Raw genomic sequence first — 24,631 nt, 5'->3', positions numbered from 1 at the left:
ATCATCCATCTCCAGCATTTGAGAACTCTCGATTAGACTGCTCAAAGGGACGCTTTGCTCGTTTTCGGGTTGATCCAAAGGATAAATTCTGGCGGTTTCATTCTTTTCGTCGACATTTTGGATGTAGATTGGCGTCCCATTATAAGTGACATCCACCATGACAGGTGACACCGCAATCTCTTGAGCGCGTTGATTGTTCATTTTTTGGCCTCCTTGACGTACTAGTTACATTATTTGTGGATGTGTGCGGATGTATGCATAGAAAGGCTGTCGAAATATATCCTATCCTATGTAAAAATGGTTGGAACTGTATGGATTAGTAGATTAGAAGAAAAGCGTATTTTTCGAAAAAGGATGGTAAAATAAGAGGCAGATAAAGGAACGGGGATGTCTACTTACTCCCCTTGTGTTCATGAGGGATTTTTGGCACAATAATATATAGATGGTAAGCTTCGGCTGCTTAGAAGAATAGGACTGTATGTGAAAGTCTTGAAAAGAGGATAACGATGAATAAAGAATCCATCTATGGATTAACGTTGGATCAATTGATTGCATGGCTTGAGGAAAATGGACATAAAAAATCACGGGCGCTGCAAGTCTGGGATTGGCTATATCGGAAGCGGGTGACCGACTTCTCAGAAATGACGGATGTGAAGCAGGATTGTATTCAATGTTTGGAAGAGCATTTCGTCATTCAAACTTTGACTGAACATACGAGGCAAGAATCAGCAGATGGCACGATGAAGTTCCTGTTCAAGCTGCAGGATGGTAATTTGATCGAGACCGTGCTAATGAGACATAAATTCGGGTTATCTGTATGTGTAACAACGCAGGTTGGCTGTAACATTGGGTGCAGTTTCTGTGCGAGCGGGCTTTTGGCCAAAAGCCGCGATCTGTCCAGCGCTGAAGTCGTGGAACAAATTATGAAGGTTCAGTTTCATTTGGACCAAGCGGGCAAAGACGAACGCGTCAGCCACATTGTTGTGATGGGCATTGGCGAGCCATTTGATAATTTTGAAAATATGGTTGATTTTATCCGCGTTGTGAAAGATCAAAAAGGCCTAGACATTGCCGCTAGACATATTACGGTATCCACTAGTGGGCTTGCTAATAAAATTATTGAATTCGCGGACTCGGATTTGAAGGTAAATTTGGCGATTTCTCTGCATGCCCCGACGAACGAGCTTCGTACCCGGATCATGAAAATAAACAAAGCGATTCCGATCGAGAAATTAATGCAGGCGATCGAGTACTATTTGGAGAAAACGAACCGGAGAATTACATTGGAGTATATTTTACTGAAGGACGTTAACGACGGTAGAGAGCATGCGCTGCTATTAGCTGAGCTTATCCAGCATATTCGCCACCTAGCTAATGTGAACTTGATTCCTTACAATCCTGTGGATGAGCACAGTCAATATCAACGGAGCGAGCGGGAATCCGTGCGGGCTTTCTATGATACATTGAAAAAGCAGGGCATTAGCTGCAGCGTTCGCCTTGAGCACGGTACGGATATTGATGCCGCTTGTGGACAATTAAGAAGCAAACAGATCAAACAATCCGCAGGGGATAATCGGGGTCAGGATAGTTTGGTTGTAGGATAATAATTAGGAACCCATTGGCTGCGGCTGATCGGGTTTCTTTTGCTGTATGACGAAGTTGATTTCTTGAAAAATGGAGGTGGATGCTCTGTCTTCCCAACCCGTAGCTGCTGCATTTTTTGGACAGCCCACACTGCTCTTGGCTCGTTCGCTGCTTGGCAAACTGCTTGTGAAAGAAACCGAATTAGGCATAGCCGCAGGCTGGATTGTAGAAACAGAAGCCTACATAGGTCCCGGAGACCGCGCCGCACATAGCTTTGGCAATCGCAGGACACCGAGGACTGAAGTTATGTTTGGCCCTCCGGGCTATGTCTACACCTACGAAATGCATACCCATTTTCTGGTGAACATAGTAAGCGGGGAGCCTGGTCACCCGGAAGCTGTCTTAATTCGAGCTGTGGAGCCATATATAGGAGTTGATCTTATGTATAATCGCCGCGGTACTGATAAAAAGCTAAAGGAGCTAACCAACGGCCCCGGCAAACTAACAAAAGCCCTTGGTATTGTAAAAGAGGATTATGGAAGACCCATTTTTGAGCGCCCTCTCTACATTGCGGATGGAAGAACGGTAGGATCCACTGCTGCTGGACCGAGAATCGGTATCGACAATAGCGGGGAAGCCAGAGAATATCCGTGGCGATTTTGGGTCGAAGGGAATCCTTTTGTTTCGAAATAGCTAAGTATCTAAGGAGCTGCATTTTTTCGTCTATCCTGCACCTAATTTCAGCAAACTTTAAGCCTATCTTAGGCTAAATTTCAGGGAATTTCCCCCAATTCCATGCTATTCTAATCGTACAAGAGGTTGGAATGGGGGGGACGACAATGGAAGAGAAGCAAACGGAATTGAAATCTTCGAGTACGAAAATAACGCGTCGGCGGTTCTTGGTATCCAGTGTTCTAATGGTCACCAGTGCGACTTTAGCAGCCTGCGGCATCAATTTGGGCGGCGGAGCGACGACTGGCGGAGCAACGACTCAGCCTGAAGGTAATCAAGCGAAGGAAGCGGCGACCGAATCACCGAAAGCGGCCAATCTGGAGCCGACACCTGCGTGCGGTTCACCAGAGGAGTTGACGCCAGCTGTCACCGAAGGCCCGTATTTTACGCCGAACTCGCCGGAGAGAAGTTCTCTGCTAGAGCAAGGAATGAAAGGAACGAAGCTTACGCTTGTAGGCTACGTTGTGTCCACGGCGTGTAAACCGGTTGCGCATGCGTTGCTGGACTTCTGGCAAGCAGATGCCGACGGTCAGTATGATAACAAAGGCTTCACCCTGCGGGGGCATCAATATACGGACGATAAAGGCAAGTTTACGTTGGAAACGATTGTGCCGGGTTTGTACCCAGGGCGAACGCGCCACATTCATGTGAAGGTGCAGGCGCCGAATGGTAAGGTGCTGACGAGTCAGCTTTTTTTCCCGAATGAAGCGGGCAATGTGAAGGATGGCATCTACAACAAGGCACTGCTGATGGATATGAAAAGCAATGCGGATGGCAGCCAGTCAGGCGCCTATCAATTCGTGGTAAAAGTATAAAAAAAGGAGCCCATGAGAATTCATGAGGCTCCTTTTTGTCTCGGTCTCGCTCTATTCCCCGCCAAAGTTGTAAAACATACAACAATTTCGCCGGTTTTTCTCAATTAAGCTGCAATTGTTGTATGCCGTACAACAATTTCGCTTAATTTCAGAGAAAAGAGCTAATTTGCAGGAAAATTGTTGTATTTTCTGCAACATTCGCAAGGGGAACGCGGTTTTTGCCTGTGAGAAGTTGTACAAAATACAACTTCACGATTACCTAGGAGCTTGGACCCAAAATGACTTGGAGCAAGCCACTTTTTGATGATAGTAACTTGCGTCTTCAAATAAACTTTCTCGGCATTGACCCACCGCACAACACTCTCGTCCAAAAGGGAGGGGGTAATCCTTCTCTCGATAGATTACATTGTTTTCCGATTACGCGTAATCATCATCAAGCCGCCAGCTATGATGAGAACGATGGCAATGATCGGTTGGTTGTGGAAAACCATGCTGAAAATAGACCCTATAGAGAAAATGGCGAAGAATAAAAGGGACATGACGGTTAGAATGTTAATCGGGATGAGCAACCATTTATTTCGTCCCCCGAACCAATACAGTTCGAATAAACCCACAGCAACAGCCAGCATGAATCCAGGCCACATAAGGTGCCAGATATCGAACAGCATGGAGATTTGGCAGATGATGCCGGTCGTTAGGAGAATCCCCCCTGGGACTAGCACGCCAACGCCACGCCGCTGCAAAATGAAGAAGTATAACCAGTGGAAAAACACGCCAACGGGTATGACAAATAAGGTAGGCCAGAAATACTCGAAAATGGTACCGGCATTGAACGTATTGTCACCTTTTAGAAACATAAAAACACCTAAGATAATCAAAATAGGGCCAAGAAAGGCGCTGCGATTCAGATTCAACATGTTCACTCCTAAACGTTATTCTCACAATTAGTTTAAGGATATCATGACATGGAAAAAGTGTCTTCCTACTCAGGGGGAGGAGGGTATCGGTCGGAAGTCTGATTTTTTTCTCCGTTGTGGTCTTCCTTTTCTACGTTGGCGGTAATGCGTCTGATTTCGAGAAGTATAATAAGGAATGGTATCGGAATGGCGATGATATCGCCGCATTCCTCAGCAAGGCAAACCCGAATTTGTCTATGAAAACGCTGAAAGATATGTTTTATGTGCACCTGCAATTACTCACAAACAATGTGTCAGCTAGGCTTAAAAAGGATTGAGAAGCGGATATTCACACGTTCGATCAAGGTGAGGATCATATGATTATGTTTGCGAATGTTCTTTCGGACGGAATTATTAAGCAATTTCCTAAAAAGTTTAAGTAACAGGGATAGCAAGCGCTCGAATGTGCATTGAAAATAAAAAGCCTCGAAGACAATCGTCTTCGGGGCTTCTTCGCATCATTAGAAAAACTTAACGAGTTGATCTTTGATCTCATCATTCGTACCGCCAACGACCGTCTGGAACTGCGGCTTGTTGAACAGATCTTGAATTTGCTGCGGATAAGTCTGCTCAATGCTGCGCAAACGGATGGACTCATCGAATTTCGCCGGATGAGCGGTCGAAAGGGCAACCGTCACTTCGCCGTCCACGGCGAGCTTGTCAGCAGCAGCTACCCCGCAAGCGGTATGCGGATCGAGCAGATACGCGTATTTCTCATAGTATTCGCTGATTGTATCCAGGCACTCGTCGTTCTGCACGCCATAGGCAGCAAAGTCGGCTTGCACGGCTTGCAGCTTGTCGGCAGGAATAACAACGCGGCCTTCAGCCTTGAATTGATCCATGATCGCTGAGACAGCTTGCGCATCTTCGCCATAGAGGTAGAACAAGTAGCGCTCGAAGTTGCTAGCCACTTGAATATCCATGGAAGGACTGTGTGTTCCGCGGAATGCTCCTGGTTGGTAGACGCCGTCCTGTACGAAACGCTCAAGAATATTGTTTTCATTCGTCGCAAGAATGAGTTTATGGATAGGAAGGCCCATTTTCTGTGCCAAATAGCCAGCGAAGATATCACCGAAGTTACCTGTCGGTACACTAAAATTGACTTTCTCAGCTTGATCATTTTTCGCTAATTGGAAGTAAGCATAGAAGTAATATACCGTTTGTGCCAAAATCCGGGCAATGTTGATCGAGTTAATCGCGCGCAAGTGGTAGCGGTGCTTGAACTCGACGTCGGCGAACAGCTCTTTGATAATACGTTGGCAGTCGTCGAAAGTGCCTTCAACGGAAAGATTCAGCACATTCGCATCGTCTACGGTAGTCATCTGCAGCTCTTGAACCTTGCTGACCTTGCCGTGGGGGTGAAGAATACAGATCCGGATGCCTTCTTTACCGCGCACACCTTCAATCGCTGAAGCCCCTGTATCTCCTGAAGTGGCTCCGAGAATATGGATAATCGAATTCGTTTTACGAGAAACGTACGAGTAGAGATTGCCCAAAAACTGCAGAGCAATGTCCTTGAAAGCAAAAGTAGGTCCGTGGAACAATTCCAGCACATACGTGCCGTCGTTCAGACGTTTGACCGGTGTCACAGCGTCATCCCGGAAGGTTGCATAGCTGTCGTCAACGAGCTGTTTCAGCTCATTGCGCGGGATTTCGTTATTCACATATAGCGAGAAGATTTCAAGAGCCAACTCCGAGTAGGAAAGCTTTTGCCACTTCTGTAACGTGTCTGCCGATAATTGTGGGATATGCTTAGGAACAAGTAAACCGCCGTCGTCTGCCAATCCCATCAAGATGGCGTCGATGAAGCCGATGGGTTCTACTTTTCCGCGAGTGCTAATGTATTCCATATGAGTCCCCTTACGATTGAATTTTCAGTTATTGTATCAAAAAACAGACCATTTGGACAGTGTAGATACTTTACAAAAGAGCAAAAAAACCCTCCAAAGATGGAAGGTTTCTTCGATATGTTAAAAGTAATAACCTATTCTTGTTTAGCGTCTACAACGATTTTCCATGCATGACCGATAGGTGGAAGGCTTTTCGTCAAAGCTGGTCCATAAAATCCGATAACATTCGCGCCTTTAACAAGAGCGGTTTTCTCCACTTTGTCACCGTTTTTATCGACGATAGCCGTCTCGTCCGTGATTTGTAGAACAACCTCACTCGGAGCTGTTTCCGTTAAACCAGCACCTTTAATGAGAAGACTCATATTACCCTTATCATCGCTGCGAACTTCTTCAACCACGCCAGATGTACCGAGGCTGTTTGCCTCTCTTTTCGTGTCCAAAACCGTAATCTTGGAAGTTGACGTTTGTGGCGGCAAGCTCATGGTAACAGCCATAGAGTGCTCCGCAGTTACGGTTAAGCCAACGTGAAGATCGGAAAGACTAAGCTTAGTACCATCCAGCATTTGATATTCTGTATCCTTGTTCACGTTGAGGACCATTCCCTCCGTGCCAATTCCTTGAATCTGAATCGCTGTATAATCTCCAATAGGTCGAATCGAAGTGATTACGCCCGTCGTTTGAACTTTCTTAACGTCCTCTTTCATCGCGATGGAAACCGAAGCTCCTTCCGTAGTAACAGAACCATGAAGCACTTTGCTGACAAAGGAAGCGGGCACGTAAAGCTTGTTATCGACCAATTCAGGCGCGGTACCAAGTGTTGTCAGCATTTTATTAATGGCATAGCGATCTTCGCCTGTCTTGACGGTTGTGAAAACATTGCCTTTCAACAAATCAACAGAAAGCGTTTCTTGATTCCAAGTGAGCTTGAAGCCCAGACTTTCCGTTACAGCTCGAAGCGGCAGCATAGGTTCAGTCGCTCCAGCTTTCATATAACCTTTCTCGGAAAGGGCTCCTCCATTGACTTGAACTGAAATAGCCGCTGAAGCAGCTTGTGTGGTAACAGGCATAATCGTAGTCGTTTGGGCAGTTTCATTCGTTGCAGCATAGGCTGCGCCCGTCGTCATCATGGCGGATAAGGATAGAATAGCTAGGCTCTTTTTCATTGTACGATTCATAGTTGTAATTCCTTCCTGTATGTAAGTTTTGATGTATTCTTGTCTTCTCGTTGTCTTAAACGTAATGAATTTGGATATTGTTGCAAGGAACGCTCAGTTTATTATCTGAGATCACATGTATATTCATACCTATATAGAAAAAGGCGTTCCCTTCATCACTTTCGTGAATTCGGGGAAAGCCCTTTTCAAAAGGTTGTGGATTATTCGTTAACGCTCAAAAGTTTACTGACACCTGCTGCATAGTCTGTTTTGAATACAGCGGCGTCATCCTCGCTGACACTTCCAGCGGTTACGAAGGCATTCATATTCTCATTCGCTTGAGCTAATAATTGATAGAGCAAGGAGTCGGAATCGGTTTCCGCCGCTTGTGCCAAACTCTCACCTTGTGCTAAACGCTTCGTCAAATCAGCAGCTTCGATATTCGAAACAGCAGAGACATCATTAATTATACGGTCCAAGCGTTCTGCCAAATAGCTTTTCGCATCAATAGGGGCTTTGTAGCTTCGTGTACCTATCGCTCCATTAAGCAGTGCATAAGCGTCTTGTTTCGTCGCATCTTTATCAGCGGCATTCAACCAGCCGTTTTGAACCGCTTGGCTCAAATAGTTATCAACTCTGGATTGCAGAACCCCAAGCAGCTCGCCATCTGCGAGGTTTGTTGCCTCAATCAGCGTTTTTCCTGAACCTAATGCGGCTTGTAAGTCACTTACAGTAGAGCCGATGTACCCGGCGCTATCGTTGATGATGGATCGTATACTTTCAGCGGCGATTGCTTTGTTGCTGCTGCCGGCAATGCTCTGTCCGTATCCATTTTGTGTAATGGCGTCACCTAGTTGTTTGGCAGCACTTTGTTCGAGCTGGGTCGCCAATTTAGCAGAGATATTACCGGCTTGCCACTCGGTTTCAAACCCCTGATTTATATTGCTGGTTAATTGAGAAAGTAAGTCATCATAGGACAGACCCGATGCTGAAACCAAATTTTGTCCAGCTCTCAGAGCGTCGATCACATTGCTATAATCTTTACTTGCGTAGATAGCTGCTCCTTGAATGGTCCAATCCAGCTTATCGGCAAGAATAGATTGCCCATATTTCTCCATCCAGCTCGTGGTTGCTATATCGTAGCCTTTCTCTCTGACAATTTGCCCCACAGCCTCGGCTCCGGTTTGCTCGGTTTTATCGAGAAGGTCAGCCTGGAGCTTGCCGGTCGTTACAGCTGCCTGCAAGTCACTATTCAGCAAGGCTGTCAAGGAATCTGTCAATGTACCGGCGTCAATCCCTGCAGCTTCAGCTAAGCTTTGCCCATTACGAAGGGCAGCTCTTACCTGAGAGGAGTTCGTGTCTGTTGCAATTCCTGCTGCATCCGAGATGATGTTTTGCAGGCGATTATGAAGGATAGCCGATCCATTGTTATGTATAGACGTCGCATAGTCCATTTTTTTCCAACTGCCGGAAACAAGACCGTTAATCTGAGAAGTGTAAAACTGTTGAAGTTGTGTGGATTCTTTCTCGGAAAGGTCGCCTTTTTTAACCTGATAAGCGAGATCCTGTGTGAAGAAATCGGTGAGTTTCGCGACCAAATCAGACTGTCCTAGCCCTGAAGCTTCTACTAGGCTTTGATTATTTGCAAGTGCGTTAAGCACATCGCTACCATTTTTATTTGATGCTCCGGCAGTATACTGGTCTAGGTTGCTCAGCCATTTGTTTAATACCAAAGTAGGGTAATCTACAGTTGCTGATGCAGCCGCGCCTGTTACCTCTTGTGTCTGACTATCAGCCGGCTGAGCTTCACTCGCGTACGCTGAATGTACCGGTAATACAAGGCCGCTAGTCGAGCTGGCTAATACAGCTGCCCCCATTAATACTACGAAATGTTTTTTCATAAAATACGCCTTCTTTCCGATTGAGTTTGCCAGTTTTTTCATCTGGTCTCTACAATTTGAAGTATAGATTTTCCACCTGAAACTGGGCTGAAGTAATCCTGAAAGCAACCTTATTATCAGCTGAATGATTTCTGAGTAAATGCTGAGAAATGGCTGAATATGAAATCGACCCTAAAACGAGCGGGAAGAATCTTTTTAATTTTTTTTTGCGTAGACTTGATCGCGGGTAATCTATAGAATCAATATGTGTACACGAAAAGTGGGAAGGGGTGGAAATCTTGTCTTTTGTAATCAAATTGCGGTGGTTTTTCAAAGAAAGATGGAAGTACTACGTGCTTGCTATCAGCTTAATGATCTGTGTGAATTTATTGGCGACGATTCCGCCTAAAATGATAGGGAATACAATTGATCAGATACGCAGCGGGAATTTAACCGCATCTAGTTTAAGTCAGACTGTCCTTCTGCTTGTAGGCTTGTCTCTCCTTTTATATGTATTTACTTATGTTTGGATCACGACCTTATTCGGCAATTCGGCACTTGTTGAGAAAGTGCTCAGAGGGCGTTTACTGGCTCATCTGACGAAAATGACACCGGCTTTCTTCCAACGCAACAGCACGGGTCAGTTAATGGCATTAGCTACGAATGACGTGCTTGCTATTGGCCAGACATCTGGTTACGGCGTTATGACACTCGTTCACACGTTGGTCGGGGCATCCGTCGTCATTATTACTATGATTTCCCTAATTAGCTTCAAATTAATGATTGCGGCGCTGATTCCTTTGCCTTTTCTAGCCTTGGTGATTAGTAAGCTGGGTCAAAAAGTGAGAGTTCGCTTCCTTGCCGCACAAGCTTCTTTCGGTCAAATGAATGATCATGCCCTTGAGTCTATCTCCGGTATTCGTGTAATTCGTTCTTATGTTCAGGAAGATCATGATCTAGTCGCCTTCGATAAAGTGACATCAGAAGTGATGAATAAGAATAGACGCGTTTCCATGCTGAATGCGCTTTTTCAGCCGCTTACCTCGTTGATTGTCGGTCTAAGTTATTCGATAGGCATTGGCTATGGCTCTTATATGGTCTTTCATGATGAGATCACGCTGGGTCAGCTGATTTCATTTAATATTTACCTAGGTATGCTGATTTGGCCGATGATTTCATTCGGCGAGTTTATTAATGTCCTGCAGCGCGGAAGCGCCTCGGCTGACCGTCTGGATACGGCATTGACGCAGAAAGCGGATATTGTGGATGTCGATGCGCCGATTGCAGTGAGTGTACCGGAACGTATCGAGATGAAGGAACTAACCTTTACGTATCCGACCGCTAACCATCCAAGTCTTGTTAACGTTTCTTTTCAACTAGAAAGAGGACAGACACTAGGGATTGTAGGCAGGACGGGTAGTGGCAAAAGCACACTGCTGAAGCAGCTGCTGCGACAATTCCCGATTGAACCAGGCAAGCTGCTGGTTTCAGGCGTGCCGATTGAGAGAATCGCCTTGGATCAGGTGAAGCGCTGGGTTGCCTACGTTCCGCAGGAGCATCTGCTGCTGTCGAAATCCATTCGCGACAACGTCGCGCTGGGTAAGCACGACGCTTCGCAGGAAGAGATTACGCGGGCCATAGAGATGGCCTCTTTTACCCAAGATATCGAGCAAATGCCGGAAGGCCTTGCGACAATTGTCGGCGAAAATGGCGTCATGCTGTCCGGTGGACAGAAGCAGCGCTTAGCAATTGCTAGAGCCCTTCTGATCGATTCGGAAATCCTTCTGCTTGATGACTCGTTATCCGCCGTCGATGCGCGGACGGAAAGCCGTATTCTCCAGCATATCCGCAAGGAACGAGCAGGCAGAACGACATTGATCAGCACGCACCGACTCTCGGCTGTGAGCCACGCGAATTGGATCCTCGTTCTAGATGAGGGGCGAATCGTCGAAGAGGGTACCCACGAAGAGCTGATGCTGTTCGGCGGTTGGTACCGTGAACAGTGGGAACGTCAACAAATGGAAGCGAGCTTGGAAGAATGACCAACAGAAGAAGGGAGGACGACATGATGCAGAAACCGTCCACGACGAGAAGGCTGATTTCGTATGCACTCGTCTATAAGTTCAGGATTCTCGGCGCGCTGCTCATTCTATGCTGCGCAGTAGGCGCCGAGCTGGGCGGACCTTATATAACCAAAACGATTATCGATCAGCATTTGTCTACAGGCACACACACGATGGCGCCTGTACTTAAGCTGCTTGGTCTCTATATGGGCTTGCTCCTTATAGCAAGCATTTGTAATTTCTCGCAAGCCTATTTGCTCCAATCTACGGCTTTGCAAATCATCAAAAACATGCGCATGGACTTAATGCAGCACATTCAGCGCATTTCGCTGCGCTATTTCGATAACACGCCGATCGGGCAGGTTGTATCCCGAATTGCGAACGATACCGAGGCGATCCGCGATTTATTCATGAGCTTCATGGCTACGTTCGTCGTAAGCATGATGCAGCTAACCGGCATCTTCGTAGCTTTATTCATTCTGGATTGGCATCTCGCTCTTTTTTGCTTGGTGCTGCCGCCTATCTTTGCGTTAATTATGGTCGTTCACTTAAAATATTCGAAAATCTTCATCACCATTATGCGTGCGCGGTTGAGTGATATGAACGCGATGATTAACGAATCGATCGTGGTTATGCCCATTATTCAAGCCTTTCGCCGGGAGAAAGTGACGCTTGAGGAATTCGAGGTGCTGAACAAGGACCGCTATGTGAATCAGCTTAAGCAGTTCCGCATTTTTTCCCTATCCTCTCGTAATATTGTGGGGACCATCGGCAGTCTGGTGACGGCTATGGTCATTTGGTATTTTGGCCGGGAATCGCTGACAGCTGTGATTTCTTTCGGGGTGTTTTATGCTTTCATCGATTATCTGGGGCGGATCTTTCAGCCGATTATCGGGATCTTTGATCAGTTGACGAATGCGCAGAGAGCCTTTGTTTCCGCGGATAAGGTGTTCACCATCCTAGACATGGAAGGCCAAGAGGTAGAGAAAACCGATAAGATCAGCCGCCCGGAAGGCGTTGTGAAGTTCGAGGACGTAACCTTTGCTTATAAAGCTGGGGAAAACGTGCTGAAGCATATTTCCTTCGAAGCTCGCAAAGGGGAAACCGTGGCCTTGGTCGGACATACAGGCTCAGGCAAAAGCTCCATCATGAACCTGCTGCTCGGTTTCTATGAACCGGATGAAGGCAGCATTACGATTGATGGACGCGACATCCGGGGGATGTCCAAGCAAGCGCTGCGCAAGCATATGGGTATTGTTTTGCAAGACCCGTTCTTGTTTGCCGGGGATATCAAATTCAATGTGAGCCTCTATAATGAGGAGATTTCGCTGGAACGCGTGAAAAACGCGCTAAGCGATGTAGGCGCGGCCTCCTTCATCGAGCAGCTGCCAAACGGCTATGATGAGCAGGTTGTCGAGCGGGGAAGCACCTTGTCTTCCGGCCAAAGACAGCTCATTTCGTTCGCGCGTGCGCTGGCCTTCGACCCGTCGATTCTCATCTTGGATGAAGCGACAGCCAGCATCGACAGTGAGACGGAAGGGCTGATCCAGCGTGCGCTGAAAGTCGTCAGCGAAGGACGCACGACCTTGGTCATCGCGCACAGGCTGTCGACGATCCGTGATGCGGATCAGATTCTCGTGCTGCACCGCGGCGAGATTGCCGAGCGCGGCAATCATGAGACGCTGATGGCGCTGGGTGGCCGTTACGCGAAGATGTATCAGCTGCAAAAGGGCGAGTCGGCTGTTGTGGGCTGAGCTAGTCGTATAAAGCCTGCCTATAACTGAAGCATAGGACGTGTTGCAAAAGGATAGGCCTTTCCCGATAGGGGATGGTTTATCCTTTTTTCATTTTGCCGGGATCAGGTCATTTTGTTTTAAGAAGATGCAAAAAGTGCATGTATTTTCCGGTGTGTAGTCCTTTATTAAGAAAGAACCTGCAAAAAGTGCAGCAAAAAAGTACTCTTTTAGCCAGATCGACTTGTTTTGAATAGATTAGCTGTAGTTTTTGCAGCAAAACTTGCTGTCAAAGCCCATTTGAGCCAAATTTGCTGTACTAAATGCATCAAGTCGCTCATGTACCTCCTATCCATCGCGCCAACAAGAGAAGTAATCCGACAGAACATAATAGATCTTCAAAACGACACATGCTTTGACAAAATAGGCTTAGACTCCAGCTATTCTTTCTATTTCGGACTAATTACGAGGATACAACCGCATTATAAGCAGCATGATAAAGAAGAGCACATTATTTTTCAAATTACCTGTTGACATCTATCTCTAAATAGAGTATCTTTAAATCAAGACATTATAAATTAAGATTTCGCAGCACAGTATAGCACAACACAGATCAACACAACACAGATCACCACAACAAAGATCACCACAGCACAGCAAAAAGATAATAGAAATGAGGTGAACCAAATGAGTGAACAGAGAAATGATTCATTAGATCTCTATATTGCACTCTCCAGAGCAAGTGAATGGGTCAACGCCCATGGGGACCGCGATATTCGGAATCATGGATTGAATCGAACAGAATTCGGTGTTCTTGAGACTGCTTTATCATAAAGGCGCGCAGCCGATTCAACAGATTGGCAGCAAGGTGCTTATGAGCAGCGGGAACATTACCTATGTTGTAGATAAGCTGGAGAAGAAAGAATTCGTAAAGCGAAAGACCTCAACTGAGGACCGCAGGCTCATTTTTGCGGAAATTACGGAAAAAGGGAAGCAGTTTATTGAAGAGGTATTTCCTGAGCATACCAAGGTCATTGAGCAAGCGGTGGCTGGACTTACGGCAGAAGAGAAGAAGTTAGCTAGTCAATTGTTGAAGAAACTCGGTAAGTTTGCTCAGGATGGTTTCAAGTAGTTTGCCCCTCTCTAAGAGGTGTTAGCTGCTTAACCTTTTATCATATATCTTAAAATAGAGATTCTTAAAATGGAGGAGATATGAAATGAGTATCGCATTAGGATTACTAATCATTCGTTTGGTTGTTGGATTAAGCTTTGTGGCGCATGGGGCACAGAAGTTATTTGGTTGGTTCGGAGGCTATGGTCCGAAAGGAACAGGCGGCTGGATGGAATCCATCGGCATTAAACCCGGTGTTGTTATGGCGGTTATGGCAGGACTCATGGAGTTCGTAGGCGGTGCGTTATTTGCCGCTGGATTAGGTACAGTCATTGCTTCATTGCTCATCGTTATGACAATGGTCGTTGCAATTGTCAAAGTACACGGGAAGAACGGTTATTGGGCTACCGCGGGCGGCTTTGAATACAACTTGCTGCTGATCGCTATTGCGGTAGGCGTGGCATTCACAGGTGCAGGAGCTTACTCCGTTGACGCTTTATTCAATTAATAAATTTGGATACTTTCAAATCAGGTCTGGACATAATTAAACTAAACTAAAGGAGTTGGATTCAATGACACAACAACAAACAGCAGGTATTCACCATATAACAGCTTTCGTACAAAATGCACAGGAAACCGTAGATTTTTATGCAGGGATTCTAGGACTTCGGATGATCAAAAAAACGATTAACTTTGACGCACCAGAAGTGTACCATCTGTATTTTGGTAATGAAATGGGAAGTCCAGGGACAATTATCACCTTCTTCCCATGGGCACATTCTCGTAAAGGACGTATCGGCGGCGGTCAAGTCGGTATCACAACGTATGCAGTGCCTACAGGCAGTCTATCATTCTGGGAAGAGCGTCTAGCGCATTTCGATATTCCTTTTGAAAAAACACAAAGATTCACAGAAACCTACCTTCAATTCGAGGATAAAGATGGTCTGAAACTTGAAATCGTAGAGCGCGAGCAAGGAGCGCTTAGCCAATGGTCATTCGGCGGTATTCCAACGGATAAAGCGATCAAAGGCTTCGGCGGCGCTGTTCTCTACAGCACTGCACCAGACAAAACTTCTCAGCTGCTAGAGCAGGTTATGGGGCTGCAGAAAGTAGGGCAAGAGGGAGCTTACGCTCGATTCAAATCCTTCGGAGATTTGGGGAACATCGTCGATATTAATGTAACCCCGATGGCCTATGGAGCTGGCGGAGCGGGTACGGTCCATCACATTGCATGGCGCGCCAAAGATGATGCTGAGCATGCACTTTGGAGAAGCCACGTACAGTCGAATGGGTTCCAACCTACGCCGGTTGTGGATCGTCAATATTTTAACGCGATTTACTTCCGTGAAGAAGGCGGCATACTCTTTGAGATTGCAACGGATCCTCCGGGCTTTGCCCGTGATGAAGAGCCTGAGGTGCTAGGTGAGAAACTGATGCTGCCGGAATGGTTCGAAGAGAGCCGTGACCAAATCGTGCGTAATCTTCCGCCAATTCAAGTACGTGTAGTGGAGGCGAAAAAACAATGAAACATATCTTTCAAAAAGGAACAGATATAACGGCTCCGGTACTCGTGCTTTTCCATGGCACGGGTGGCACGGAACGTGATCTTCTGCCGCTGGCTCAGGCAATTTCGCCGACATCGTCGGTGCTGAGCGTAAGAGGTAATGTGCTTGAGAATGGAATGCCGCGGTTTTTTCGCCGGCTGGCTGAAGGAATCTTTGATGAGGAGGATCTCATCTTCCGTACCAAGGAATTGTACGATTTCCTCGATCAAGCTGCCGTGGAACACGGCTTTGATCGTCAGAATCTCGTAGCCATCGGCTATTCCAATGGCGCGAACATCGCCGGAAGCCTCTTATTCCACTATCCAGATGCATTGCGAGGAGCGATTCTCCATCATCCGATGGTGCCGCTGCGAGGCATTCAACTGCCGGATCTCTCGGGAATTCCAGTCTTTATTGGAGCGGGTCGGAACGATCCGATCTGCTCCCCGCAGGAGACAGAGGAATTACAGCAGCTGTTAAGTGAAGCGGGAGCAACGGTCGCCGTTCACTGGGAACAGGCGGGGCATCAGTTGACTCGTTCAGAGGTAGAAGCGGCAGGGACTTGGTTTAAGACGAATTTGGCATGAAACCGAGTCTAGTAAAGGTGGGAGATGCTTTGTGAGATCCATTGATCCCTCAAGTCAAAGCGAGCGGGAAAACTATAAGCTAATGATAGGCAGCATAATTCCTAGGCCGATCGCATTTGTGACATCCCTCTCCTCGGAGGGGGTGCTCAATGCTGCACCGTATAGTTATTTTACAATTGTGACGGCGAATCCTCCAATGGTCGCTATTTCCGTGCAGAGGAAACAGGGTGTTCGCAAGGATACTTCGCGAAACGCCATCGATACGGGAGCATTCGTCGTTCATATTTCTGATGAATCGTACATCGACCAAATTAATCAAACCGCTGCTGCGCTAGCCCCGGATGAAAGTGAAGTTGCTTTAGCTGGATTAACACCAGTAGCAAGTGACAAGATTGCCGTACCGGGCATCGCCGAAGCGAGCATACGCATGGAATGTGTCCTGGAACAAGTTATAACGCTTGGCGGAACAGATGATGCGCCTGCAGCCGATTTATTAATCGGGAGAGTCGTACAGTTTCATATCGCTGAGTCCTTATATGAGAACGGTCATATTGACGCGATTGGACTTAAGCCCGTCAGTCGGTTGGCCGGCAGCTCGTATGCGAAATTGGGCGAACAATTTGCAATGGATCGTCCGGTTTGAATTAATAAATAGGAAAGCCCTCGTGGCCCATGTTCTTTCTTTTTGAAAGAACAATGGATTACGGGGGCTTTCTTTTTAACGCTTTAAGCTGAAGTTCGTTTCTCACGCAGCTCCTGTAATTACAAACTCCATTCCAACCACTCTAAATCTCTTTGACAACCTCAGCCACAATTTCATAGGATCTCAAACGAGCATTATGATCATAAATTTGGCCGGCGATGATCCACTCATCGGCGGCTGTTTGCTGCTGCAGCTTAGCAAGTTTCTCGCGGACGGTGTCTTTACTTCCCACGATGGAGAAGCTTAAGGCCTTGTGAACGTAAGCTTTCTCCTGCGGACTCCATAAGGACTCCATGCTGTCTACGGGTGGGCTCAGCATGCCAGGCTTGCCGCGCACAATGTTCAGAAATTGCTGGTGCTGCGACGTCGCCAAATGCTGGGCTTCCTCATCGGTATCGGCAGCAATAATGTTAACGCCGACCATCGCGTACGGCTTATCAAGCGCGTCCGACGGGCGGAACTGACGGCGATACAGATCAAGACCGCCAGCAAATAATCCGGAGCGAAATGGCTGGCGAAAGCGAAAGGAAGCCCCAGCTGACCAGCTAGCTGGGCGCTGAAGTCACTCGATCCGAGCAGCCAGATCGGGATGTCCAGCCCTTCGCCAGGCACGGCGCGCACGCCCGGTACACCCGTACCCAGCGCCGGGTTGAGATAGCCGCGGAGCTCGCTCAGCTGCTCCGGGAAGTCGTGGCCGTCGCTGCCTGAGCCGCGGCGGAGCGCTCTTGCCGTAGGCTGATCGGAGCCAGGCGCACGCCCTAATCCGAGATCGATGCGTCCCGGGAACATCGATTCCAGCGTCCCGAACTGCTCGGCGATGACGAGCGGTGCATGGTTAGGCAGCATAATGCCGCCGGAGCCTACGCGAATCTTCTCCGTAGCCATCGCAACATACCCGATGACGAGCGATGTGGCGGAGCTGGCAATGCCAGGCATGTTATGATGTTCAGCGAGCCAATATCTATGGTAGCCCCACTTTTCAACGTGTCTGGCTAGATCAACGGAACGGTGAAAGGATTCTCTTGGCGTACCGCCTGCAATAACGGGAGCCAAGTCCAGAACAGATATAGGTATCATTGAATAGACCTCCATTTTTTATATAACCACTATACCAGTATTGTATAAAGTGCAACAATTTCTGCCTAAATCCCGCCTCGATCCCTTCGTTGTTGCATAACGTACAACAATTTGGCCCTATATAGACCATTTCGCAACAAAAGTGCTCAAAATGTTGTACGAAGTGCAACTTCAAGATGAAAAATAGCCTTTTGGCGTGTGAATTGTTGTAGAAACTACAACATTGGTAGCTACTATTGCCTTGATACCCTTACGAAGCTGGTGAATGACTAAAATATTGTTTGTTTAGTTTTTTTGCAGCATTTGAAGGGTATAGCATCGATTTGTTCGCCTAATGTTGTAATAAGTTAAATTTAACCAAGCAGGAGCATGTTCTGTAAGAGCAACCTCTTTTTTATGGGAAAATAGTGGTTAGATTGCCTTTCGCAGGTTGAACTTTGGTCTGTGTAGAATAGTAAAAAAATATGACCTAATGCACATATGACTTATATTGCATTTTACAAAAAGCATTTTGGAACTTATGATGAGAGGGCAATGTAACATTTCTTCTCTTATAACGGGAACTTAATTGAATTCCCAACGTACTACATCAGGTGTCACAAAACAATCCGGTACGAAACGGAGAGAAGGAGCTTTAATTAGCATGAGTCAACAAGACAAAGGTGGGTGGCGGTCTGACATCGCGCCTTACGAAAGACCGCATATGAAGATCAGTGTGTGGCAAATTATTAATACATTAGGACCCTTTTTTTTACTTTGGTATTTCGCCTTCTTAAGTCTTTCGGTTTCGATCTGGCTTACGTTCGTGTTAGACATTATTGCAGCAGGATTCCTCATTCGAATCTTTATTATTTTCCACGATTGCTGCCACAAGTCTTTTTTCAAAAATAAATTAGCGAATGAAATTGTTGGTACATTAACAGGCATTTTGACGTTTGTTCCTTATCATCAGTGGCGTCATACCCACTCCGTCCATCATGCATCCAGCGGTAATTTGGATCGTAGAGGTGTCGGCGATATCTGGACACTAACGGTTGACGAATATATGGCATCTTCTCCGCTTAGAAGACTTTATTATCGGGTTTATAGAAATCCGATTGTGATGTTTATTGTCGGACCCATTTTCATCTTTTTGATCGATTACCGTTTTAACCGCAAACGCGCAGGCATGAAAGAACGAATAAATACGTACATCACGAATCTGGGCATCTTTGGGAGCATTGCGCTGCTTTGCTGGGGTATCGGTTGGCAATCATTTCTCCTAGTCCAAGGTCCGATGTTTTTAATTTCAGGTATGGCTGGGATTTGGCTTTTCTACGTTCAGCACAACTATGAAGATTCGTACTTTGAGAATGACGGGGAATGGGATTATATGAAGGCGGCTATGCACGGAAGCTCTTTTTACAAATTGCCTAGAATTCTGCACTGGATTACAGGCAATATCGGCTTCCACCATATTCACCATCTGAGCCCGCGAGTTCCTAATTATTACTTGGAAAAAGTTCATAACAAGAACGCTGAGCTGCGCAAAGTTCAGACGGTTACATTGAAGACAAGCTTGGAATCCCTTAAGTTCCGTATTTGGAATGAGGAATCCAAGAAGTTCATACAGTTCAAAGATCTCAAGCCTTTCAAGTCGAAAAGAATAATGGAGACTCTCAAAGCTAAGGCGGAGTAGTGTTAAAAGAAGAGTCGACGGCCTCTGGCAGCATACTGCTTAGGTTGTCGGCTTTTTTTGCGATTTTAAGCTTGCAAAATAGGAAGTACGCACGTTATAATCATTCCATTACGCCAAAAAGTGAACGGGTGTTTATTATATGCAGGTTTTAAAAGATGACGTTAAAAAGAGTATCCGCCAAGCGGCATTGTCCGAATTCAAGAAACATGGCTATTTGAAAGCTTCTATACGACATATCGCAGACGCTGCGGGTATTACACCGGGCAATATTTATAGGTATTTTAAAAATAAAGAAGACCTATTCTATGAGCTGATTCAACCGGTCTATGAGCAGCTTGCTGCTTACACCTTAGAGATTAAGAATGAGGTTGATTTCAAATTGTGCACGGAAACTGCCGATCATCTCGTTATATTACGTAAAATTGATGCGACGATTATGCAGCTTTTCAAGCAATCAAGTGTGGAGCTGACCATCCTCTTAAATCTGAGTGAAGGCTCACGCTACGAAACCGTGAAAGAGGAACTTATTACACTGGTGTATCAAATTTTGGAGAACGTGTTCACCATCAAGAAGGAAACGTCGGCCCCGCTCGAAGCGAAAGAGCAGCAATCTGCACGGATGCTAGCTGTTACGCTTATTGAAGGCATGAGCCTTATTCTGCGCGATTATGAGGATGGCGATACGATTAAGGTGCTGGTTGATGAACTGTTGTACCTGTATTCTGCGGGTATTTCAGAAAAAATAAAGCTTCAAGGACTGTGCTAAAATTTTTTTGACTCAAAAATGAACGCTTGTTTACTAACGTTTTGTAAAATCGGAGGAGGAATCAAAGAGATGAAACAAATTATTAAATGGCGCTGGACGATTGTCGCCTTGTGGCTGGTAGCCACTGTAGTTCTGACCGTTTTTCAACCTGATGTGAACGCCATTTTAGGGCTCAGGGGTCAAGATCCGCTGCCAAAGGACAGTCCGTCCAAGGTCGCTACCTCAATTTTGAATAAAATGAATGGGGTTAATGGGACTAGCGATATCATCGTGTTCCACAATCCGAATAAACTGTCAGATGCGGATATGAAGCAGATCGAGTCCGGTATTACGAGTATGAAAAACCATCAAGCGGAGCTTGGCTTTGATCAATTGCTGGATCCGTTCTCGCTGCCTGACGCGAAGTCCTCGCTAATTTCGGAGGATCAGACTACGTTAATGGCGAGCTTTAGTTTGGATAAAAGAGGCCGTCATGTCGATGAGATTCAACAAGAGTTTGAGGGTGTTTTGAAAGATGTGAAGGTGGATTACTACCTCTCGGGTGAGGACTTCATTCAGAACGATTACATCAAAGCTTCCGAGTCGGGTGTGGCAAAAAGTGCGGCTCTAACGGTGATTTTCATCTTAGCCGTGCTGGTCATTATGTTCCGTTCCGTTGTGATTCCGATTGTCTCACTGCTTGCTGTAGGTATTTCCTACTTGTGCTCTATGGGGATTGCCGCGCAGCTGATTGATAAATTTGAATTTCCAGTGACAAGTGTTACGGAGATGTTGTTGATTTTGATTCTTTTCGGAATTGGAACTGACTATAACATCCTGTTATTCAATCGATTCAAAGAAGAATTATCCCACGGTCTGTCCGTGGATGAAGCGATTATCGTGACATATAAAACGGCTGGCAAAACGATTTTTTATAGTATTTTGACCGTATTTATTGCTTTCGCGAGCTTGACGTTCTCGGACTTTGGGATTTATAAATCTGGAAATGTTGTAGCTATCGGTACCGCAGTACTCCTGCTTGAAATTATGACGGTGACGCCTTTCCTCATGAAAGTACTTGGCAATAAGCTGTATTGGCCTTCTAAGGGAGCAACCGGGCATAAGGAAAGTAAATTTTGGGCGAGCTTGACGGCTATTGCGGTGAAAAGACCGGTGATCACAACGCTGCTTATTCTGATTGTGATGATTCCGATTGCTCTTTCGAACCATCAGAAATTGTCTTTTGACCAGTTGAAAGAATTAGGAAATGGCCATGAATCCACCAAAGGATTCAGCCTTGTAGCGGATCATTTTAGCCGAGGCCAAGCGCTGCCGACTATGGTCGTTTTAGAGAATGATAAAGCACTTGATAATAATGACGGATTAGCCGCAATTGATAAGTTGACGGACAAATTAAAGAGTGTTCCGGGCGTGGATAAGGTGTCCAGTGTGACGCAACCACAGTCGAAGCCGATTGATAACTTCTATATTTCGAACCAAACGTCGACCGTCGCTGATGGAATTACGGCTTCGCAGAAGGGCGTTAATCAAATAAAAGATGGTTTGAATTTGATGCAGAGCAAGCTGGTGAGTCCAGATTTGTCCGGCACCGATCAGTTAGTTGACGGAACGGGCAAAGTGCAAGATGGCTACAGCCAGATTACTGTTGCGCTTGGGCAAGTATCGAAAGGCATCGCCCAAGGGGCCAATGGAGCTGGGGAGCTAAGTGCGGGCATTACGAGCTTAAAGGATGGCATGACGCAAGTTGATGCCAATACGTCGAAGATTAGCAGCGGGCTAACGCAGCTGCAGCAGGGTTATAGTGCTTTAGCTGACGGCTATCGTCAGATTGAAGGGAAGCTTCCTGGTATTCAGCAGGGGCTGACCGGGATGAATGGGCTTATTGGTGGGCTGGGGGAAAAGTACAGCCAGTTGTCTACAGATGGTGACTACATCAAGCTGAAGCAGATGGGAGAGGGTCTAGCGTCTGGCCTTGCCCAGCTGAACGGTGGGCTGAAGGAGCTTGGCGCGAATGCCGCCAAGTTGAATGGCTCTTTCGCTGAGGCTGCTGCGGGACTTGCGCAGATTAACGGTGCGCAGGCGCAGCTTGCTGCGGGATTGGCTTCACTGCAGAGCGGCTCGGACGCGCTCGCGAAGGGGCTGAAGCAAGGCAGCGCGGGCAGCCAAGAGATCGCCGCGAACATGGCGAAGCTGAATGACGCGCTGGGCAGCGTCAAGGACGGGCAGCAGAAGCTGAACGAGGGCTTGTCGGGCTTGGCTGGCGGCATGAGCCAGCTGAAGGACGGCCTCGGCCAAAGCGGCAACGGACTTGGCGATGTGTCCGATGGGCTCGGCAAAACGAGCCAGTTCCTGACGCAGTTGAACAGTTCGAAGACGTTCTTCATCCCGAAAGAAGCGCTAACGAGCGCAGATTTCGGCAAATCGATGGACAGCTTCATGTCCAAAGATCGCAAGGGTACGAAACTCATCGTCATTCTGAAGGATGATCCGTACTCGTCAGCGGCTATGAACACCATCGAGGGGATTAACGCCGAGTTAGCGTCTAGTTTGAAAGGCACGGTGCTGGAGAAAGCGAAATTCGGTGCCGCGGGACCAAGCTCGACGACCTACGACACGAACAAAGCACAGCTGAAATCGTTCAACAGCACGGCAATCATCGTAATTATTGGCGTATTTATTGTCTTGTTGTTCGTGATACGCTCATTCTGGCCAGCGGTCTATATCATCGTTTCCTTAGTGATTTCCTACTATGTGGCCATGACCGCTACGAATATCGTTACAGATAAAATCATCGGGGCAGACGGTGTTTCCTCTTTCGTACCGTTCTTCTCCTTCATCATCATCATCGCAGTCGGTGTCGACTACAGTATCTTCCTGATGATGCGATATAAAGAGCTGGGCGAATTATCGCCGTCAAAGGCGATTGTTCAGGCCGCTAAGCACATCGGCGGCGTGGTGATCTCGGCTATGGTGATCCTCGGCGGTACCTTCGCGACGTTGGTTCCATCAGGTTTAGTTCTGCTGATCGAGCTAGCCGTTGCTGTGATCGTGGGGCTCATTGTGCTTTGCTTTATTTTGCTGCCGATGCTGCTGCCGGCTTTGCTCGCTATGCCCGAGGCGCTGCGGATGAAGCGCAAGTCAGCGGCTCGGCAAGTGTCCACGGAGAGTAGAACCGCGTGAGTATGAAGTGAGTGAATTTGATTGGCGCCTCCCACATTGTGGGTGGCGTTTTTTGTTATGTTGTGAACGTGATGGTTTTAACGATGATTTCCATCGTTAAAGTGATGGCATTGAGCGGCATCCCAACTTTAGCGATGAAAACACTCTTACGAGTAGAGAAATTCACAATAAGGAAGAGTAGATGGAAGTATAACGATGAAAATCATCGTTAAAGTGATGGTCTTGAGCAACAACCCGACTATAGCGATGAAAAACATGCTTACGAGCAGGGATATATACTTAAAGGCCGAGTGAATGCGATTTTAACGATGAAATTCATCGTTAAAGTGATGATCTTGAGCAGCAGCCCGACTGTAGCGATGAAAAACATTCTTACGAGCAGGGAAATATACTTAAAGGCCGAGTGGATGCGGTTTTAACGATGAAATTCATCGTTAAAGTGATGATCTTGAGCAGCAACCCGACTATAGCGATGAAAAACAGTCTTACGAGCAGAAAAATTCACTTAAAGGCAGAGTAGATGCGGCTATAACGATGAATATCATCGTTAAAGTGATGGTATTGAGCAGCAGCCCGACTGTAACGATGAAAAACATGCTTACGAGCAGGGAAATATACTTAAAGGCCGAGAGGATGCGGTTTTACCGATGAAAATCATCGTTAAAGTGATGATCTTGAGCAGCAACCCGACTATAGCGATGAAAAACAGTCTTACGAGCAGAAAAATTCACTTAAAGGCAGAGTAGATGCGGCTATAACGATGAATATCATCGTTAAAGTGATGGTATTGAGCAGCAGCCCGACTGTAACGATGAAAAACATGCTTACGAGCACGGAAGTATACTTAAAGGCAGAGTAGATGTGGCCCTAACGATGAAATTCATCGTTAAAGTGCTGAATTTGAGCAGCAGCCCGACTGTAGCGATGAAAAACAACCTTACAAGCAGAAAATTTTACTTAAGAGCCAAGTAGCATGAATTGGGAACTGGACGTGTTGTGAGTTGGAGGGAATTTGGATAATTGGAAGCAGGCCTGAGCGCGAAAACCGTACTACATGCATTTTGTGCATCAAAATTGCATGTTGAATGTCTGTTTGGGGGTTTTATATGTAAAATGTGCAGCTAATTTCTCCCAAAAGCGCTGAAACTCACGGTTTCTGGGAAATTAACTGTAGGAAATGCAGCTAATTCATAAACAAAGCAAGCTGAATCAAAATTA

16 protein-coding genes and 3 pseudogenes are annotated in these 24,631 nt (G+C 46.5%); 13 read left to right on the top strand and 6 right to left on the bottom strand.

Annotated features, from left to right (window positions below):
* Nucleotides 1-27: 27 nt before the first annotated feature.
* Nucleotides 28-201, bottom strand: a pseudogene (locus tag ACBP55_RS37765) (small acid-soluble spore protein H); the annotation flags it as partial.
* 305 nt (nucleotides 202-506) lie between these two features.
* Between ACBP55_RS37765 and rlmN the strand changes: the two are divergent.
* The 3 genes from rlmN to ACBP55_RS37750 all read left to right on the top strand — a co-directional run bounded on the left by rlmN (nucleotide 507) and on the right by ACBP55_RS37750 (nucleotide 3,131).
* Complete coding sequence (gene rlmN, locus ACBP55_RS37760; RefSeq protein ID WP_464648730.1) at nucleotides 507-1,604, top strand: dual-specificity RNA methyltransferase RlmN; 1,098 nt, start codon at nucleotides 507-509, stop codon at nucleotides 1,602-1,604.
* Nucleotides 1,605-1,674: 70 nt separating this feature from the next.
* Entirely contained in the window at nucleotides 1,675-2,277 is a 603-nt protein-coding gene (locus tag ACBP55_RS37755) for a DNA-3-methyladenine glycosylase (protein ID WP_464648729.1), read from the top strand.
* A 146-nt stretch (nucleotides 2,278-2,423) separates the two neighbouring features.
* On the top strand, nucleotides 2,424-3,131 hold the full coding sequence (locus tag ACBP55_RS37750; protein ID WP_464648728.1) for a dioxygenase family protein: 708 nt from the start codon (nucleotides 2,424-2,426) through the stop codon (nucleotides 3,129-3,131).
* A 401-nt stretch (nucleotides 3,132-3,532) separates the two neighbouring features.
* On the opposite strand, the gene ACBP55_RS37745 is transcribed toward ACBP55_RS37750, so the two are convergent.
* The 4 genes from ACBP55_RS37745 to ACBP55_RS37730 form a co-directional block, all read right to left on the bottom strand.
* A complete protein-coding gene (locus ACBP55_RS37745; protein WP_411829449.1) occupies nucleotides 3,533-4,039 on the bottom strand; it encodes a hypothetical protein in 507 nt (168 codons plus the stop codon).
* A gap of 509 nt (nucleotides 4,040-4,548) precedes the next feature.
* Nucleotides 4,549-5,937, bottom strand: a complete 1,389-nt coding sequence (gene thrC / locus ACBP55_RS37740) for a threonine synthase (protein WP_464648726.1) — start codon at nucleotides 5,935-5,937, stop codon at nucleotides 4,549-4,551.
* Between the two features lie 134 nt (nucleotides 5,938-6,071).
* Entirely contained in the window at nucleotides 6,072-7,112 is a 1,041-nt protein-coding gene (locus ACBP55_RS37735; protein ID WP_464648724.1) for a copper amine oxidase N-terminal domain-containing protein, read from the bottom strand.
* Between the two features lie 200 nt (nucleotides 7,113-7,312).
* Nucleotides 7,313-8,992, bottom strand: a complete 1,680-nt coding sequence (locus ACBP55_RS37730) for a hypothetical protein (RefSeq protein WP_464648722.1) — start codon at nucleotides 8,990-8,992, stop codon at nucleotides 7,313-7,315.
* A gap of 275 nt (nucleotides 8,993-9,267) precedes the next feature.
* Here ACBP55_RS37730 and ACBP55_RS37725 point away from each other — a divergent pair, with 275 nt between their 5' ends.
* From ACBP55_RS37725 to ACBP55_RS37695, 7 genes and pseudogenes are all read left to right on the top strand, one after another.
* Nucleotides 9,268-11,013: an ABC transporter ATP-binding protein gene (locus tag ACBP55_RS37725; protein WP_464653564.1), complete on the top strand. Its 1,746-nt coding sequence runs from the start codon at nucleotides 9,268-9,270 to the stop codon at nucleotides 11,011-11,013.
* A 23-nt stretch (nucleotides 11,014-11,036) separates the two neighbouring features.
* Nucleotides 11,037-12,788 (top strand): ABC transporter ATP-binding protein, encoded by a 1,752-nt coding sequence (locus ACBP55_RS37720; protein WP_464648720.1) that lies wholly within the window; start codon nucleotides 11,037-11,039, stop codon nucleotides 12,786-12,788.
* A 666-nt stretch (nucleotides 12,789-13,454) separates the two neighbouring features.
* Nucleotides 13,455-13,899: pseudogene (locus ACBP55_RS37715) on the top strand (MarR family winged helix-turn-helix transcriptional regulator).
* Between the two features lie 85 nt (nucleotides 13,900-13,984).
* Complete coding sequence (locus ACBP55_RS37710) at nucleotides 13,985-14,386, top strand: DoxX family protein (protein ID WP_464648718.1); 402 nt, start codon at nucleotides 13,985-13,987, stop codon at nucleotides 14,384-14,386.
* A gap of 64 nt (nucleotides 14,387-14,450) precedes the next feature.
* Nucleotides 14,451-15,404, top strand: coding sequence for a ring-cleaving dioxygenase (locus ACBP55_RS37705; RefSeq protein WP_464648716.1), 954 nt, complete (start codon nucleotides 14,451-14,453; stop codon nucleotides 15,402-15,404).
* Nucleotides 15,401-16,009, top strand: a complete 609-nt coding sequence (locus ACBP55_RS37700) for an alpha/beta hydrolase (protein ID WP_464648714.1) — start codon at nucleotides 15,401-15,403, stop codon at nucleotides 16,007-16,009. The genes ACBP55_RS37705 and ACBP55_RS37700 overlap by 4 nt, the downstream gene beginning before the upstream one ends.
* A 31-nt stretch (nucleotides 16,010-16,040) precedes the next feature.
* On the top strand, nucleotides 16,041-16,652 hold the full coding sequence (locus ACBP55_RS37695; RefSeq protein WP_464648712.1) for a flavin reductase family protein: 612 nt from the start codon (nucleotides 16,041-16,043) through the stop codon (nucleotides 16,650-16,652).
* A 142-nt stretch (nucleotides 16,653-16,794) separates the two neighbouring features.
* Here ACBP55_RS37695 and ACBP55_RS37690 read toward each other — a convergent pair.
* Nucleotides 16,795-17,804, bottom strand: a pseudogene (locus tag ACBP55_RS37690) (LLM class flavin-dependent oxidoreductase).
* Between the two features lie 628 nt (nucleotides 17,805-18,432).
* Between ACBP55_RS37690 and desA the strand changes: the two are divergent.
* The 3 genes from desA to ACBP55_RS37675 all read left to right on the top strand — a co-directional run bounded on the left by desA (nucleotide 18,433) and on the right by ACBP55_RS37675 (nucleotide 23,413).
* Complete coding sequence (gene desA, locus ACBP55_RS37685; protein WP_464648710.1) at nucleotides 18,433-19,467, top strand: Delta(5) desaturase DesA; 1,035 nt, start codon at nucleotides 18,433-18,435, stop codon at nucleotides 19,465-19,467.
* A 139-nt stretch (nucleotides 19,468-19,606) separates the two neighbouring features.
* On the top strand, nucleotides 19,607-20,233 hold the full coding sequence (locus ACBP55_RS37680) for a TetR/AcrR family transcriptional regulator (RefSeq protein WP_464648708.1): 627 nt from the start codon (nucleotides 19,607-19,609) through the stop codon (nucleotides 20,231-20,233).
* Between the two features lie 69 nt (nucleotides 20,234-20,302).
* Nucleotides 20,303-23,413: an MMPL family transporter gene (locus tag ACBP55_RS37675; RefSeq protein WP_464648706.1), complete on the top strand. Its 3,111-nt coding sequence runs from the start codon at nucleotides 20,303-20,305 to the stop codon at nucleotides 23,411-23,413.
* The last annotated feature ends 1,218 nt before the right edge of the window (nucleotides 23,414-24,631 follow it).

The sequence above is a fragment of the Paenibacillus sp. WG02 genome, assembly GCF_055396115.1.
Note: the sequence above shows the minus strand (reverse complement) of the source record. Positions and strands in the feature narration are given on the sequence as shown.

What these genes read in the sequence shown, in the direction of transcription:
- ACBP55_RS37730 (WP_464648722.1), bottom strand. Translation starts at nt 8,992, where the DNA reads ATGAAAAAACATTTCGTAGTATTAATGGGGGCAGCTGTATTAGCCAGC.
- ACBP55_RS37700 (WP_464648714.1), top strand. Translation starts at nt 15,401, where the DNA reads ATGAAACATATCTTTCAAAAAGGAACAGATATAACGGCTCCGGTACTC.
- ACBP55_RS37710 (WP_464648718.1), top strand. Translation starts at nt 13,985, where the DNA reads ATGAGTATCGCATTAGGATTACTAATCATTCGTTTGGTTGTTGGATTA.
- rlmN (WP_464648730.1), top strand. Translation starts at nt 507, where the DNA reads ATGAATAAAGAATCCATCTATGGATTAACGTTGGATCAATTGATTGCA.
- ACBP55_RS37680 (WP_464648708.1), top strand. Translation starts at nt 19,607, where the DNA reads ATGCAGGTTTTAAAAGATGACGTTAAAAAGAGTATCCGCCAAGCGGCA.
- ACBP55_RS37705 (WP_464648716.1), top strand. Translation starts at nt 14,451, where the DNA reads ATGACACAACAACAAACAGCAGGTATTCACCATATAACAGCTTTCGTA.
- ACBP55_RS37750 (WP_464648728.1), top strand. Translation starts at nt 2,424, where the DNA reads ATGGAAGAGAAGCAAACGGAATTGAAATCTTCGAGTACGAAAATAACG.
- thrC (WP_464648726.1), bottom strand. Translation starts at nt 5,937, where the DNA reads ATGGAATACATTAGCACTCGCGGAAAAGTAGAACCCATCGGCTTCATC.
- desA (WP_464648710.1), top strand. Translation starts at nt 18,433, where the DNA reads ATGAGTCAACAAGACAAAGGTGGGTGGCGGTCTGACATCGCGCCTTAC.
- ACBP55_RS37720 (WP_464648720.1), top strand. Translation starts at nt 11,037, where the DNA reads ATGATGCAGAAACCGTCCACGACGAGAAGGCTGATTTCGTATGCACTC.
- ACBP55_RS37735 (WP_464648724.1), bottom strand. Translation starts at nt 7,112, where the DNA reads ATGAATCGTACAATGAAAAAGAGCCTAGCTATTCTATCCTTATCCGCC.
- ACBP55_RS37755 (WP_464648729.1), top strand. Translation starts at nt 1,675, where the DNA reads ATGGAGGTGGATGCTCTGTCTTCCCAACCCGTAGCTGCTGCATTTTTT.
- ACBP55_RS37675 (WP_464648706.1), top strand. Translation starts at nt 20,303, where the DNA reads ATGAAACAAATTATTAAATGGCGCTGGACGATTGTCGCCTTGTGGCTG.